Genomic DNA, 14,936 nt, shown 5'->3' with positions numbered 1-14,936 from the left:
CTCTTCCCGCCCGCCGAGATCAGAATGTCACGACGGGGCTGACGGGTGTGCCCACCCCGCCCGTCACGCGCAGGCCCGCGCACGACAGGTGAAACGTGGAGGCGCCCAGTGAGGCTGCCGTGCGAGCGAGATCGTCGAGTACGAACATCTCCCCCAGCGGCATGCCCATGTCACGCACGAGTACGCAGTGCAGCGGCATGGCATCGCCCGATGCGGAGGGCGACACTTCGACGCCCCAGTTGTCGGAGGCGACGAACGCGACATCTCGCTCATGCAGCCAGCGGGCTGTGCTCAGATCGAGCCCCGGCTCGGCGGCGAAGAAGCGCTCACGATCGCCTCGCTCCGTGAAGGTCGCGAGCCATCCGGTGCGCACGAGCAGCAGATCACCCGGGCCCACCGCGACTCCCGCGTGCATCTCGGCACGGTCGAGATCGGCTGCCGTGACCGGCTCACCGGGCCCGAGCGAATCCCGGCCCTGTGAGCGCGGGATGTCGAGCAGCACTCCGCGCCCCGAGATCCGCCCCACGAGGTTCTCGACGCCGAGACGCGTAGCTCCCGAAGTCGTCACCACCCCGAGATCGACCCCGTTGTAGAGCAGCCCGTCGTAGGCGACATGTGCGAGCGCGTCGAGCTGTGTCGCGCCCTGCAGATGCAGGAACAGCGCATCGTCGAAGTAGTGGAAGCCGCCGACGTCCGCGGGAGCGCTCGGCAATCGGGTCATCACGTGCACCGGGTTGCCTCGAGAGCCGGTCGTCAGCTGCGGACCGTGCTCGTCGAGTGGTAGAGAGAGGTCCATACTGATGCCGACATGGATGCTGCGAGCTGCTTCGACGCGGCGTTCCGGAGTGAGCAGGTTCAGTGTGCCGAGCTGGTCAGCCTCGCCCCACCGACCCCAGTTGGAGAGCTCTCGTCCCAGGGTGCGGTGTTCCACGCCTTCCATCTTGCGGGTCAGGATCGCGAACGCCGCGAGCGGCGGCGTGTATTGACCGAGTCGAGCAGCACCGCGAGGAAGATCAGCGCGCCTTGGACGAACTGCACCCAGAACGATGAGACGTTCAGCAGCGTCAGGCCGTTGTTGATCACGCCGATGAGGAGCACACCCACGAAGGTGCCAATCATGCTGCCCTTGCCACCGAAGAGGCTCGTTCCGCCGATCACGACGGCTGCGATGACTTGGAGCTCGGTGCCCGTGGCGGCGTTGGGCGTCGCCGAGTCTAGACGGCCCAGCAAGATGAGGGCGGCGATGCCGGCCGTGACACCCGCGATGACGTATGTCGAGAACACGATGCCTCGCACGTTGATCCCCGCCAGACGCGCCGCTTCGGCGTTGCCGCCGACCGCGTAGATGCGGTGGCCGAAGGTCGTGCGCGAGAGCACCAGATGAGCGATGACGAACAGCAGCACGGTGACCAGCGCCGATGTCTTCACGTCGAAGATCGCGGATGCGCCCAGCCAGTTCAGCGACTCGGGAAGCCCGTACACGGACTGGCCCTGGCTGATCTGCAGGGTCAGGCCTCGCGCCATCCCCATGACCGCGAGCGTGACGATAAAGGGGGCGAGACGCAGCCAGGCCACGGACGCGCCGTTGAACGCCCCGACGAGGGAGGAGACCAGGAGCACGACTGCGATGCCGACCAGGCCACTGCCCGTCATCTGGGCGGCGATGGCACCGATCATGCCGGACAGGGCGATGTTCGAGCCGACCGAGAGATCGATCCCGCTCGTGATGATGACGAAGGTGGCGCCGATGGCGGCGATGCCGACGACGGCGCTCTGTGTGACGATGTTGGTGAGGTTGCTCGCCGTCAGGAACGTCGGCGTGAGCACCGACAGCACAACGGACACGATGACGAGCGCCGCGACGATCGGCAGCAGGGTGCTGTTGAGGGCTGCGCGACCGCGGTCGGCCCAGGGGCTGCGCGCGGTGGCAGCGGCGTTGGGGGAGGTCATGGGGCTGGCGTTCCGTTCCTTGCGTTCCCACCCGCGGAGAGGTGGAGGATGTCTTCTCGTTCGAATCTCTCGCGGGGTATCTCGGCCACGACCGATCCCGCGACGAGCACGTAGACGCGATCGGCGACGGCGAGGACCTCATCAGTGTCAGAGCTGCACACCATGACGGCGGCGCCCGCTTCGGCAAGGGCGAAGATCTCGTCGTAGATGCCCGCCTTCGCGCCGACATCGACGCCTCGCGTCGGGTCGTCGAAGAGGGCGACTCGCGGCGCGCGTTCAGAAATCCGAGCGACGACGATCTTCTGCTGATTGCCACCCGAGAGCTCGCCCACGGCCTGACCGGGCGAATGCATCCGAACGTCGTAGCGCGTGGCGACATCGCGTGCCTTCCGCGCGAGCGCTCGGGGCATCAGGATTCCCCACCTCGAGACGGTGCGGTAATCGCCGTAGACGAGGTTCGACTCGATGCTTCCGTCGAGAACGAGACCGTCCCGCTTGCGGTCCTCGGGCGCATACATGACTCCGGCCCGCAGCGCGTTGCGCAGAGCGCGGCGGCGCAGGGCCGAGCCGTCGATGGTGATCGTGCCGCCTTCGGCCGGTGTCGCGCCCGCTATGGCACGCATCGTCTCAGTGCGGCCGGCGCCGGCGAGACCGACGAGTCCGACGACCTCGCCCGCATGTGCGTTCAGCGACACCCCGCGAATGCCGGGCGCTGTGAGGTCCTCGACCTGCAGCACACGATCGCCGACCTCCCGCTCGCGCCACGGGTAGGCCTGTTCCAGATCTTTGGCGAGCATCGCGCGAACGAGCCTCCGCTCGTCCCATTCGGAGGTGGGTCCCTCGGCGACCTTCTCGCCGTCTCGCAGCACAACGAGGCGATCCGAGATGCGGAACAGCTCGTCCAGGTGGTGCGTCACATACAGCACGGCGATCCCCTGCGCGCGCAGGTCGGTCACCACGCGCAGCAGAGTCTCGACGTCATGCTCGGGAAGCGACGAGGTCGGCTCGTCGAGGATCAGCACGCGCGCGTCGCGGATCAGGCAGCGCGCGATCTCCGCGAGCTGGCGCTGCGCGATCGTGAGGTTCCGGATCGGGGTGTCGAGGTCGAGACCGTCGAGCCCGACACGAGCGAGGCCGGCGCGGGCACGTCTGAGGTTCTCGCTCCGACGCTTCACGCCCACGCGTGAGGTGAGGTTTCCGAGCAGCACGTTCTCGAGAAGCGACATATCAGGGATATCGGTCAACTCCTGATAGATGACGCTGATACCCGCTTCGATGACGGCGCCGGTCGAGCGAGGCAGCGGTTCGCCATCGATGCTGACGCGCCCTGCCGTCGGCTCGACGGCACCCGAGAGGGTGCGGATGAGCGTGGACTTACCGGCGCCGTTCTCGCCGACGAGTCCGGTGACCGTGCCCCCCTCGAGGGTGAATCCGACATCCTTCAGAACGGTGTTCGATCCGTAGGTCTTGGAAACGCCCTCGAGGGTGACGCGAACAATGTCAGCCGACTTCATCCGCCCAGATTCCGTACTCGCGCACCTCGTCCGAATCGATGTTCGCCGGGGTGATGATCTGACCGGGCCATTCGATGAATCCGGTGACGGTCTCTCCGGCGACGAGCGCGGCGATGTTGTCCATGACCAGGGCGGCGAGCTGGATCGGGTTCGAGGCGACCGTCATGTCCTGCCGGTTCGCGCGGATGTCGGCAATCGCCGGCGCCGGGGCGTCGTTCCCGGTGACGAAAATGTGGTTCGGGTCGCCGACGGGGAAGAACAGTCCAGCAGCCTCGATCGCCTTGGTGGCGCCCTGGGCTTCGCTGTCGTTGGCGTTCATGACTGCGTCGACGTCGGGGTGTGCCTGGAGGATCGTCGACATGGCCTGGAAGGTCTTGTCCGTATCGAATCCGCCGTCCGCGCGCGCGACGACCTCGATCTCGGGGTACTGGCTGATGACGTTGTCGAACCCGGTGGTGCGATCAGCGCCCGCGGCGCTTCCGGCGATGCCCTGCATCTCGACGACCTTGCCGCGCGGCTCGCCGTACTTCTCGATGAGGAAGTCGACCATGCCCTGGGCACTCTGCTCACCGATCGTGACGTGGTCCATGGCAACGGTGAATGTGATCGCTTCCGAGTCGATCGTGTCCGAGATGGCGATCATCGTCACACCCGCCTGGGCGGCGGCCTCCACTGCCGGGACGATGGCAGAGGCATCCGCCGGGCTGACCACGATGTAGTCCGCTCCCTGGCTCACCAGGTTCTGGATGTCGCTGGCCTGCGTGTTGTTATCGCCATTGGAGTTGGTCTGGATCAGGCGGAAGTCATGTTCCTCCGCCCCCTCCTCCAGGCCCTTGACCAGGCCGGCGAAGTACGGGTTCGTGAGCGTGTAGCCGGAGTAACCGACAACGATCTGGTCGTCGGCGGCCGCTCCGCCACCCTGTTCCGCGGACGCGCAACCGGTCGCGACGAGCGCAATGCCGGCGGCGAGGGCGAGTGCCGCTGCCATGCGGCGGCGGGTGTTGTGGATTCGAGGGTTCACCTTTGATTCCCTTTCAGGTGTTGGTGCGTGTGCAGTTTTGCACGTGGTGTGGTGCTGTCCATCGCGGCACAAATCGGCTCCACGACGGGTCATCGGATTCTCAGTTCGCGGCGCGCACCCCTTCCCGCCAGGCGTAGCGGTGAGGGGAGGCTTCGGCGCGAAGCGCCGCCAGACGCACGGGCGCGTTGACCGCGCCATACCCTCGATGGCCGTGCGTGCGTTGCACAAGCTCGAACTCGACGCCGTCCATGGCCGGGAGGTAGGCATGGAAGAACTCCCCGTCGTCGTCCCGGTCGTAGAGCAGATCCAGTGCACGCAGACGTGCCACGGCCTTCTCGGACAGATCTCCGCGCGCGAGGAGATCGTCGTAGTAGTTGTCGGGTACGGACAGCGTCCGGATGTTGCGCGCGCGAAGGATCTCCAGCGTGCTGTGGATGTCGGTACACGTGAACGCCAGATGGTTCACGAACATCGACTCCATTCCCGGCGCTGGGGGAACGTTGATGATGACGCCGGGGCCGGGAGCTGCGGGTGTCAGCGCGGTGCTCGACATCAAGCCCCTATCGCTCGACACATCAACGCTCGCGGAGCGTCGCAGCTCGAGCAGTGACGAGAAGAAGAGTTGGGCTTCAGCGGCCCGCTGCCACGGCATGACAAGGGAGACATGATCGATCCGTGTGATTCCGACAGGCTCCACAGGAGCCGGGTGCTCGAACTCGCCCAGCCAGCCCGCGACATCCCCGTCCGCGAAGACGATCGTCTCGTCTGGGGCGACATATCCGTCCAGGGGCGCCTCGTCGCTTGCACGGTCGCGCGGAGCTCGGGGGATGCGCAGCGCCGCCGCGCGCCGGTGCACCACCTCCGCATCGGCGACATCGAGCCCGATCGCGGCGATGCGTGTCGTCGCACCGAGCAGCGATCGGTTCACGACGACCCGGGCCTCATTCTGCACCCATAGCGAAAGGTCCTTACGCCGGTGGACCCCGCGGCGGGCGAACCCGAGCATCTTGAGCAGCAACTCGAGCTGTCCCACGTCGCCCGGCTGAAGTTCAGCGAAGCTCACTCCCCTCACCGCGGGATTCGGCGCGGACGTGGCCGTGCGCGCATCCAGCTGCATATCCAGGCGAGCCAGCGAGCGCCACGCGTCGCGAGCCGTGAGCACGGGCTGAGACTGGCGAAACACATCGTTAAACACCTCGAGCGAGAGCGGGCCGGAGTACCCGGCATCGAGCACCCTCCCCGTGAAGTCCACGAGATCCCAATCGCCTTCGCCCGGGAAGAGACGGTGATGGCGACTCCAGCTGAGGGGGTCGAGGTTCATGCGGGGGGCGTCGGCGAGCTGCAGGTAGAAGATCTTCTCGCCAGGAATCCGGGCGATGCCGTCAAGGTCGCTGCCGCGGGCGAGGATGTGGAAGCTGTCGAGGCACACACCGAGCGCGGGGTGATCAACGCTCTCGACGATTCGCCAGGCGTGATCGTACGTGGAGACATGGCGGCCCCAGGCGAGCGCCTCGTACGCGACACGGACGCCGCTGTCGGCGGCAGCTTGCGCCAGCTCATACAGCTGCTCGGCCATCACGTCGTCGTCATCGGTGGCGGCGGTCGCCACGTTCGAACACAACAGCGCGGTGTCGACTCCGAGTTGGCGCATCACGTCGAACTTCGACTTCGCTCGTCGTAGAGCGCGCGCGAAGGCGTCGGGTGTCGTCGCTTCGACGTCGCGGATCGGCTGATACAGGTCGATGCGCAGGCCGGCGTCCGCAACCCGCCGAGCGATCTCTTCAGGGGAGGAGTAGCTGGCGATCAGATCCGGTTCGAAAAGTTCGATCCCGTCGAACCCCGCGCGCGCGATCGCGTCGATCTTCTGGTCTAGCGCGCCACTCAGGCACACAGTGGCGATGGACGTCGCTCTCACGGCGCCATCTCCTCTTCGACGAGCTGGAGGAAGTCGGCACGCATGCGTGATGCGTCGGGCTCACGACCGGTGATGATGCGGATACTGTCGACAGCCTGCCCCACGGCCATCAACCCTCCGTCCAGCACACGGTGACCGCGCTCCCGCGCCCCGCGCACCAGGGCCGTCTCGAGCGGCAGATAGACCACGTCCGAAACCCAAGCGTCCCGTGGAACCGCGTCGAGGGAGAACGGCAGACCGGGGTTGTGGAGCATTCCGGTGGGTGTCGCATGAACCACACCGTCGACCCCGCGGATCGCGCGGTCGAACTCCCCCATCGATATGACGAGCACGTCGGTGCCGGGGAAGAGATCGTTGAGGCGGGCCGCGAGCAGATTCGCTTGCTGATCGTCGCGATCAATGATGGCAAGAGCGGCTACGCCCGATCGAAGCAGAGCGAAGGATGTCGCGGCACCGGCCCCGCCGGCGCCGACCTGCAGAACCCGATCCCCGCGGACGGAGCCGAGGCCTTCCCGCAGCGCAAAGCTGAATCCGGTCCAATCCGTGTTGTGTCCCGTCGTGCGGCCGTCGGTGTATACGACGAGGTTGACCGCACCGAGTTCTGCAGCATCCGGGGTCAGCTCGTCGAGATACGGGATGATCCGCTGTTTGAACGGATGTGTCACATTCAGAGCGTCATAACCTTCATCGGCGACCTCGGCGATGATGCGAGGAAGCTCGGCCATCGGGCGCCGGCTGATCGCGGTATCGATGATCCGATACTCGTAATCGAGACCCAGCCGGCTGCTTTCGCGACGATGCATCGGAGGAGTGAGCGAAGTGGTGATTCCTTCTCCGAGGAGCCCGACGAGAGTCACGCGTTCACTCCCCGGTGTCGACTTTCGAGGATGGTGAGCGCGGCGAGATAGCTGTCGAGTCCCGCACCCGACACGGTCGCGGCGGCAGTCTCGGCGACGTAGGACACGCGGCGATATGGCTCTCGCGCATGCACATTGCTCAGGTGAACCTCCACCACCGGGACGGGCACCGCACCGACCGCGTCACGGAGCGCGATAGAAGTGTGCGTCAAGGCCGATGGGTTGAGAAGGATGGCGTCATAACGCCCTGGCGCGTCGAGGATCGCGTCGATGAGCACACCCTCGTGGTTGCTTTGAATGAAGTCGGATTCCCACCCGAGGTGCGCGGCGCGATCACTGACCGAGCGGATGAGCTCGTCCTGCGTCATCGTCCCGTACACCTTCGGCTCCCGCGAACCGAGCAGCCCGAGGTTCGGGCCGTGCAGGATGAGCAAATGTGGCATGTCTCCGTCGACTCCATAACGTATTAACTAGTTCGTACAATATGGTCTTGCGGACGCACTGTCAAGCGCCACGACCCTCGCCGCACGCAGAGGCGCGTCGGCTCACAATCACCAGTACCAGCTTTGGCGACCTGGCGGCGGTGACCGAGGTCGCCCGCGTGCTCATCTGCGAGTCGAATGCGAGCGCCGGTCGGCGCGGCGCTGGGATACACCGAGCACCCCCCTGCCGCGGCCGAGGTGGGAGCTGGCGCTGCCCGCTACCCCACCTCGCCTAAGGCGATCATCCGCCCTGATGGGACGGCTACGGAGCTTTCCGCCGGACGGACTTGGTCCGCGCAGGAGCTCGAACGATCCTCGCCACAACGCGGTCACGTACGCGTGCACTGACCGGGACTACTCGTTCGTCGCCCCTGCCGTCGTTCCCGAGACGAGGAAGCGTTGCGCGAAGAAGAAGACGGCAACTGCCGGAATGGATGCGATCACCGAGGCAGCCATGAGCTGATTCCAGTCGACCGCGTACTGGCCGATGTATCGGTAGAGACCAACGCTGATCGGTTGCAGAGCCGGGTCGGTGAGGAGCGTGATCGAGAAGAGCAGATCGCCCCAGCCGGCGACGAAGTTGAACGCGGAGACCGTCACCAGTCCGGGCAGAGTCAGAGGGAGCACGACTCGAACTAGAGTCTGGAGCCTTGTCGCCCCATCGAGCCAGGCCGCGTGCTCGACCTCGACCGGGATGGCTTGGAAGTACGGTCTCAGCATCAATGCCGTGAACGGCACGGTCTTCGTCGCAAGAGCGATGACCACGGCCCATCTGGAATCGATGAGCTGTAGCTGCGAGAACATGACGAAGAGCGGTATCGCCAGCATGATTCCCGGGAACGTCTGCAGCACGAGCATGCCGAACAGCACCCAGCGAGTCCACCGAGCCTCGGACCGCGCGAGCGCATACGCGAGGCCGGCACCAAGGAGGACCGCCATCGCCGCCGCGCCCGCACCGTAGATGAGGCTGTTGATGAGGTTCTGCCCGAAGGCGGCATCGCCCAAGACGCTGGCGTACCCCTCGAAGTTCGGCTCGGTCGGCCACAGCGTCGTCGCCGACTGCAGCTCGGCCGGCTGGCGGATGGAGGTGACCAGCAACCAGTAGATCGGGATGACGAGGATGGCGGACGCCGTGTACGCGCCCGCGACGCCGAGCCAGGCCCGACGGGGCCGCCCACGGGACGAGAGCATCGGAGATTGCAGAGCGGTCACCGTCGGGACTCCGATCGAGTCGAAAGGCGGATGTAGAGCGCGGAGATGAGACTCAGGAAAATCAGCATCAGAACGGTGACGGAACTTGCCGGGCCGAGGTCGAAGAACTCGAAGCCGAGTTGGTAGGCGTAATAGGTCACGACGGAAGTTCCCCCTGCCGGCCCACCGCCCGTCATCACGAGAATCAACTCGAAGACGTTGAAGGTGTAGATCAGCTGCAGGGTGAGAAGGATGGCGATCGGCCCTCGGATCATGGGAAGCGTGACTCTCGTCAGGCGTTGAAAACCGTTCGCTCCATCGACGGTCGCCGCCTCCGTCACTGCGGTCGGAATCGTCTGGAGCGCGGCCAGCAGGTTGGTCATCGCGAAGGGGAATCCGAACCAGATGTTCGCGATGATGATGGCGATCATCGCGGGGGTGGCCTGCTCCAGCCATCCCACAGCGAGATCGGGGTTGATCGCGCGCAGCACGGTATTGACCAGCCCGTTGCCGCTCTGGAACATCCACTTGAATGTCGCAGCGATGACGACGATGGGCAGCACCCACGGCACCATGAGCAGCCCTGCGAGTGCCCGCCTGCCCCGAAAGCGCCCATTGAGAAGTAGCGCCATGCCGAGCCCGAGCAGGAACTGGCAGGCCACGCTGAATACCGTGAAGACCACCGTCAGCCACGTGGAATGAGCGAATTGCGGATCGGTCAGCACCTCGACGTAGTTGTCGAGCCCGACGAAGGGCATGATCCCGGTGACGAGCCCCACCACGGTCACGTCTCGGAAGCTGTTGACGATCGTGATGACGATCGGGTACGCCGCGAACACGATGAGGAACAGGATCGCGGGAGCTGCGAGGAGCAGATATCCCCGCGTTCTCGCGCTACTGGCTCGGCCGCGCGTGGAAACCGAGGCCGAATGCGCGCCGTCCCGGTCAGGGCCGGGAGCGCGCGTAGCCGCCGCCTCTGCGGGAACCGCTTCGGTCCCGGGCAAGCTCGCACCGGTTGTGATTCTTGACACTCGTTCAATCTCCTCTTCGACTCGAACGAAAGTGGGCGCCCGCCGGTCGCAGCGGGCGCCCACTGCCTACTCTGCGAGCAGAGGTTGAATGGTGTTGGCCGCCTCCTGCAGGGCCGCTTCAGATCCCTCCTGACCGCTCAGGACAGACTGGAATGCCGTCGTGAGCGCGTCTGCCATTCGGGGATACTCGGGGCCGTACACACGCGCGCGAGCCACGGCGAGCTGCTCGATGTAGGTTGCGAAGGGCTCCTGCGTGAACGCCTGCTCCTCAGCGATGTCCCGACGTGACGGCAGCTGTCCCGATTCCACGAGGTACGGCAGCGATTGCTCGGGATCAACGGCGAAGGTCACCAGGTCCCATGCCGCATCGGCATGCTTGGACGTTGCCGTGATGGCCCAGTTCTCGCCGCCGAGATTGGAAGCCTGGCCCGCAGGACCGGCGGGCAGGAGGGCGATGCCGAGCTCATTGTCCATGTTCTCTTCGATCCACCCGCCGTCCCAGGTGCCGCCGAATGCGATCGCTGACCGGCCGTTCACCAACTCGGTCACTCCTCCTCGGAGATCCCAGCTGAGCACCTCTTTGGACATCGCGCCGCTGTCCTGGAGGGACTTCAGGAACTCCATTGCTTCGAGGGCCTCCGGAGAGTCCAGCGAGTCCAGGTCGGCACCGGCTTGCCAGAGCAAGGACTCGAAGACGAAGACGGAATTCTCGCTCTTGATCATCGATGTCGAGAAGCCGTACCGGTCGGCTGTGGTCAGCTGCTCGGCGGCGCTTCTCAGCTCCTCCCACGTGGTCGGAGCCGCGAGGCCCGCCTCGTCGAAGACCGTCTTGTCGTAGTACATGATCAGATCGTTGCTCTCGTTGGGAACCCCGTAGATCTTCCCGTCCCAGGTCGCGGACTCAGCGGGGCCGTCGAAGTACTGGTCCCACTGCCCCCACTCCTCCACGCGATCCGTCAGGTCCAAGAGAACACCCTCGGCGGCCATGGCAGAGTTCCACGGATTGTCGATCATGATGACGTCGGGAAGAGAGTTCGCGGCCGCTGCCTGAAGTATTTTTCCGAGGAAGTCCTCGTACTTGATCGCTACCCGCTCTACTTCGATCCCCGTCTCGGCGGTGTAATCGGTCAGTCGTTTCAGGTATTCCGCGCCAGGCTCCTGCTGGTAGTCCCAGAGGATCAGCTTCTCCTCGTCAGTGGATGTCCCAGAACCTGAGGAGCATGCCCCGAGCGAGAGCGTGACCCCGATGGCGATGCCGACAGCGGCGGCGGCACGCCACGATTGGTGAGTAGTTTCGAGCTTCATTGCACGTCCTTCTTGTGGGTGGTGAGGTGGAGCGTCAAGCGACCAGTTGTTGATCGAACCGTGGGATCGCCACTACAGCGCCTTGCTGCATCGCCGACTCATGAGCCGCCAGGCCGGCCGCTGTCCAATTGGCCGCCGTGGCCGCGTCGATGGCAGACGGGCGATCTTCCACCACTGCACGCACGAATTCGTGCACGAGGTGGGGATGGGAGCCGCCGTGGCCGCCACCCTGGACGAACGACAAGTGGTCGCCGCCCTGATATACGGATTCCCGCGTGAACGCGCGGATCTCTTCCGGAAGGAGGTCGGCGCGGTCGGGGACATCGAGACGCTTCACGTCGATCGGCCTCCCTCGTTCGGTCGAGAGGGCACCCATCTCGAAGAGCAACGGCTGCTCGTCCTCCAGCTGCGGCCATTCGAAACCCAGCTTGTCGCCATAGACGGCGAAACTCTCGGTGTACGGGCGGGCGGTCCTGAACATCGACCGCGTCACCTCTACCGCCATGTCAACGTCGTCGAGGCGGAAGATGGCGGTCTCCACGGGAAAGGGGTTCCCGTACGCACTTGCCATTTCGTCGCTCAGCCGCCCGGATCCGAAACAGTGGACCCGGTCGGCTCCCGTACCGGTAAGCGCGAGGACCGGAGCAAGTGCATGCGTGATGTGTGCGATGGGCGGGAAGCCCCGCCAGTAAGCCGGCCAACCTTCCATGTCCTGAAGGTGCGCACCACGGGCGAATGAGAGCGCGCCGAACTCGCCGCGTTCGAACATCTCGCGGACGAACAAGAACTCGCGCGTATAGACGGCGGTCTCCATCATCATGTACCGCATCCCGGTCCGCTTCTCGACGTTGACCAGGCTGTCGAGTTCCTCCATGGAGAGTGCGGCAGGAATCGTCACTGCGCAGTGCTTGCCCGACTCCATCACTTGGATGGACTGGCTCCCGTGCAACGTCAACGGTGTGACGAGATGCACCGCGTCAATGTCGGGCGCAGCGAGGACGTCCTCCAGCGATGACATCCGGCGGCTGATTCCGAACCGAGTGCCGACGGTCTCCAGCTGCTCCGGATCCGAATCGCAGAGCACGACTTCGCGTACGTCGGGATGGGCCTGATAGATCGGAGCGAACTCTGCGCCGAACCGTAGTCCGACAAGAGCAACCGTGAGGTCACCCTTCGCGAGATTCATGACGTGCATCGACATCCTTCATGTTAGGCAAACGGTTTCTCATTCGGAAACTGCCTCGATGCTACCCATATGCCTACCCCTGCGCAATGGAGAATTTCTCTTCGATTTTCGGAGATATCCGAATCTCCGGGCGTGCAATCTCAACCGGAAATTCGGGGCGGACTTAGGAAAGTTTCCGAAAGTGCTATGGTCAGTGTCAATCAGGAGGACACATGACGAACACTCCGCGGCCGAAGCTCGCCGATGTCGCGCGCGTTGCTGGTGTCTCGACCGGCACTGCGTCCAAGGCCTTGACCGGACGCGGCGCCCTCCGCCGAGATACACGCGAACGTGTGCTTGCCGCCGCGGAGAAGCTGGGCTACGAGCCCAACGTCGCCGCGCTCGGGCTCGTCTCCGGCCGCTCGTACACCGTGGGGCTCATCACGTCCGACCAGCTCGGGCGATTCAGCGTGCCTGTCATGCTAGGCGCGGAGGACTCACTCGCCACCGGTCAGATGGCGATTCTGTTCTGCGATGCCCGCGAGGATCCCGTGCGCGAACGCCATTGGATTCGCACGCTCTCCGCTCGCAACGTCGACGGCATCCTGGTCACGTCGTTGCGCAGCGATCCACGGCCCTCACTGAGCGACCTCGTTTCCGTTCCCGTGGTCTACGCCTACTCGCCTTCGGAACGACCGGACGATATTTCCGTGGTCCCGGATGATGCGCAGGGTGGTCGCCTCGCTGGCGACCACCTCCTGGAAGTCGGGCGAACGAGACTGGCCTATGTGGGCGGTCCCGCCAGCTACACCGCATCGCACCTTCGTCTGAGAGGGTTCCGCGAAGCTCTCGCCGCTGCGGGGCTCGACCTCACCACCGCCCCGCTCTTCGTGTCATGGGAGGAAGAAGCCGGGCGCCAAGCGGCGCGGATGCTACTGCGACGCGGCGACGAGTTCGACGGTGTGTTCTGTGCGAGCGATCAGATCGCTCGAGGTCTGATCGACGAGCTCTCGTCGGCGGGGGTCTCCGTGCCCGATGACGTAGCGGTCGTCGGATTCGACAACTGGGACATCATGACGCTCGCGAGCCGACCCCCCATCACGAGTATCGATATGAACCTCACGAAGGTCGGTGATGTCGCCGCCCGTCTCCTGACGGAGGCCATCGCCGGCGAGGCTTCTCCGGGAGAGCACCGCGTGGAGTGCACCCTGATCGTCCGGGGCTCGACGGTATAGGAGGCGCCTTCACGCGGGCCTCGGTCGAGCTCGGCGCGTCTCAGGCGATACCGGGGATTCTCCAGGGCGTCGAGATCCCGTGCCTTCTGCCGGAACGCAGAACGGCCCGGAGACCGAGCTTGCTCAGTCGTACCGGGCCGTTCACATCGGTGGCGAGTGAGGGATTCGAACCCCCGAAGGCTACGCCGGCTGATTTACAGTCAGATCCCTTTGGCCGCTTGGGTAACTCGCCAGTGCGCGCCCGTCCGACTTCCTCAGACGACCGGAGGCGCAAGAAACGATCTTACCCGGTCTCCCCGCCACGGTAGAAATCAGGTGCTGAGTCTGTCCACGTCGACGTCGGCGAGCTCGTCGGGGGTGCGCAGCAGCGCCCCCTCGAAGCGGCAGGTCGCGGCCGCGATCCGCATCGCCCCCTCGAGCGCCATCTCCCACAACGCGGCATTGCTCGGGACGTTCTCGCCGGCGAGCGCGGCGACCGTCGCCGCCAGGCTCGCATCCCCCGCCCCCATCGTGTCGACGATGCGCCCGGGCATGGACGCGATGGGCACCGCGATGTCGACACCCTCGGCGACGATGCCCGCTCCGGCGCCGCCGCGAGTGCAGAGCACGACCGGCGCACCGAGCGCCCGAGTGGCATCGACCGCCTCGCTGAGAGGGGAGGCGTAGAGCAGCGCCGCGTCATCGTCCCCCAGCTTCACGAGGTCGGCTCGCGGCACGAGCGCCTCGTACCCGGCGACGAACGCCGCGAGATCGCGCATCATCCCCGTCCGAGGGTTGGGGTCGATCACCAGTCGCGTCTGCGAAGCGGCGAGCGCATCGGCGAACTCCGCGGCCTGGGGCTCGTCGTCGAACGGGAAGCAGCTGACGACCGTGAACGGCGCGTCGGCGATCGCGGCCCTTTCGGCGTCTCCGAAAACGATGCGGCGGCCCTGTGCCGCCTCGTTGAACACGTACTGCGGCTCGGCTCCGCCGACCCTCGTGCTGACCGCCCGCGAGCTCCCGTGCGGCGAGGGCGACGCCAGCAGCTCCACATCGAAGTCGCGGAGGTAGGCGCGGATGCGTTGTCCCGCCTCGTCGTCGCCCACCATCGCGATGAGCGTGGTCGGCACTCCCAGTCGCGAAAGACCCACCGCGACGTTCAGGGCGGCTCCACCGACGAACTCCCGCACCCCCCGGTCGTCGCGCAATTCGTCGATGAGGGCGTCGCCGACGACGACCGTGCGTGTGGTGCTCATGGCAGCCTTCCTATCCAGCTCGATCCTGTCGCGCC

13 protein-coding genes and 1 tRNA gene are annotated in these 14,936 nt (G+C 65.5%); 1 reads left to right on the top strand and 13 read right to left on the bottom strand.

From position 1 onward, the window contains the following. Positions 1-19: 19 nt before the first annotated feature. The 11 genes from ACIGCK_RS02515 to ACIGCK_RS02465 all read right to left on the bottom strand — a co-directional run bounded on the left by ACIGCK_RS02515 (position 20) and on the right by ACIGCK_RS02465 (position 12,467). Positions 20-931, bottom strand: coding sequence for a cyclase family protein (locus tag ACIGCK_RS02515; protein WP_396663528.1), 912 nt, complete (start codon positions 929-931; stop codon positions 20-22). A 17-nt stretch (positions 932-948) separates the two neighbouring features. After that, on the bottom strand, positions 949-1,950 hold the full coding sequence (locus ACIGCK_RS02510; RefSeq protein WP_396663526.1) for an ABC transporter permease: 1,002 nt from the start codon (positions 1,948-1,950) through the stop codon (positions 949-951). After that, positions 1,947-3,464: a sugar ABC transporter ATP-binding protein gene (locus ACIGCK_RS02505; protein WP_396663524.1), complete on the bottom strand. Its 1,518-nt coding sequence runs from the start codon at positions 3,462-3,464 to the stop codon at positions 1,947-1,949. The genes ACIGCK_RS02510 and ACIGCK_RS02505 overlap by 4 nt, the downstream gene beginning before the upstream one ends. Next, positions 3,451-4,578, bottom strand: a complete 1,128-nt coding sequence (locus ACIGCK_RS02500) for a sugar ABC transporter substrate-binding protein (protein ID WP_396663522.1) — start codon at positions 4,576-4,578, stop codon at positions 3,451-3,453. Before ACIGCK_RS02500 ends, ACIGCK_RS02505 begins: the two co-directional genes overlap by 14 nt. 7 nt (positions 4,579-4,585) lie before the next feature. Beyond that, positions 4,586-6,400, bottom strand: coding sequence for a TIM barrel protein (locus ACIGCK_RS02495; RefSeq protein WP_396663520.1), 1,815 nt, complete (start codon positions 6,398-6,400; stop codon positions 4,586-4,588). Beyond that, positions 6,397-7,257, bottom strand: coding sequence for a shikimate dehydrogenase (locus ACIGCK_RS02490; RefSeq protein WP_396663518.1), 861 nt, complete (start codon positions 7,255-7,257; stop codon positions 6,397-6,399). Before ACIGCK_RS02490 ends, ACIGCK_RS02495 begins: the two co-directional genes overlap by 4 nt. Further along, on the bottom strand, positions 7,254-7,700 hold the full coding sequence (locus ACIGCK_RS02485; protein ID WP_396663517.1) for a type II 3-dehydroquinate dehydratase: 447 nt from the start codon (positions 7,698-7,700) through the stop codon (positions 7,254-7,256). The genes ACIGCK_RS02490 and ACIGCK_RS02485 overlap by 4 nt, the downstream gene beginning before the upstream one ends. Positions 7,701-8,093: 393 nt before the next feature. After that, complete coding sequence (locus tag ACIGCK_RS02480; RefSeq protein WP_396663515.1) at positions 8,094-8,951, bottom strand: carbohydrate ABC transporter permease; 858 nt, start codon at positions 8,949-8,951, stop codon at positions 8,094-8,096. Further along, positions 8,948-10,024 (bottom strand): carbohydrate ABC transporter permease, encoded by a 1,077-nt coding sequence (locus ACIGCK_RS02475; RefSeq protein ID WP_396663514.1) that lies wholly within the window; start codon positions 10,022-10,024, stop codon positions 8,948-8,950. The genes ACIGCK_RS02480 and ACIGCK_RS02475 overlap by 4 nt, the downstream gene beginning before the upstream one ends. Before the next feature lie 3 nt (positions 10,025-10,027). Then, complete coding sequence (locus tag ACIGCK_RS02470; RefSeq protein ID WP_396663512.1) at positions 10,028-11,266, bottom strand: ABC transporter substrate-binding protein; 1,239 nt, start codon at positions 11,264-11,266, stop codon at positions 10,028-10,030. 34 nt (positions 11,267-11,300) lie between these two features. After that, a complete protein-coding gene (locus ACIGCK_RS02465) occupies positions 11,301-12,467 on the bottom strand; it encodes a Gfo/Idh/MocA family protein (protein ID WP_396663511.1) in 1,167 nt (388 codons plus the stop codon). 197 nt (positions 12,468-12,664) lie between these two features. On the opposite strand from ACIGCK_RS02465, the gene ACIGCK_RS02460 reads away from it, so the two are divergent. Further along, a complete protein-coding gene (locus tag ACIGCK_RS02460; RefSeq protein ID WP_396663509.1) occupies positions 12,665-13,666 on the top strand; it encodes a LacI family DNA-binding transcriptional regulator in 1,002 nt (333 codons plus the stop codon). Between the two features lie 150 nt (positions 13,667-13,816). Here ACIGCK_RS02460 and ACIGCK_RS02455 read toward each other — a convergent pair. Beyond that, positions 13,817-13,898 (bottom strand) — tRNA-Tyr (locus ACIGCK_RS02455). 79 nt (positions 13,899-13,977) lie between these two features. Next, a complete protein-coding gene (locus ACIGCK_RS02450) occupies positions 13,978-14,901 on the bottom strand; it encodes a PfkB family carbohydrate kinase (RefSeq protein WP_396663507.1) in 924 nt (307 codons plus the stop codon). Between the last annotated feature and the right edge of the window lie 35 nt (positions 14,902-14,936).

The organism is Microbacterium sp. NPDC078428, from assembly GCF_044542535.1.
Classification (GTDB): domain Bacteria; phylum Actinomycetota; class Actinomycetes; order Actinomycetales; family Microbacteriaceae; genus Microbacterium; species Microbacterium limosum.
Note: the sequence above shows the minus strand (reverse complement) of the source record. Positions and strands in the feature narration are given on the sequence as shown.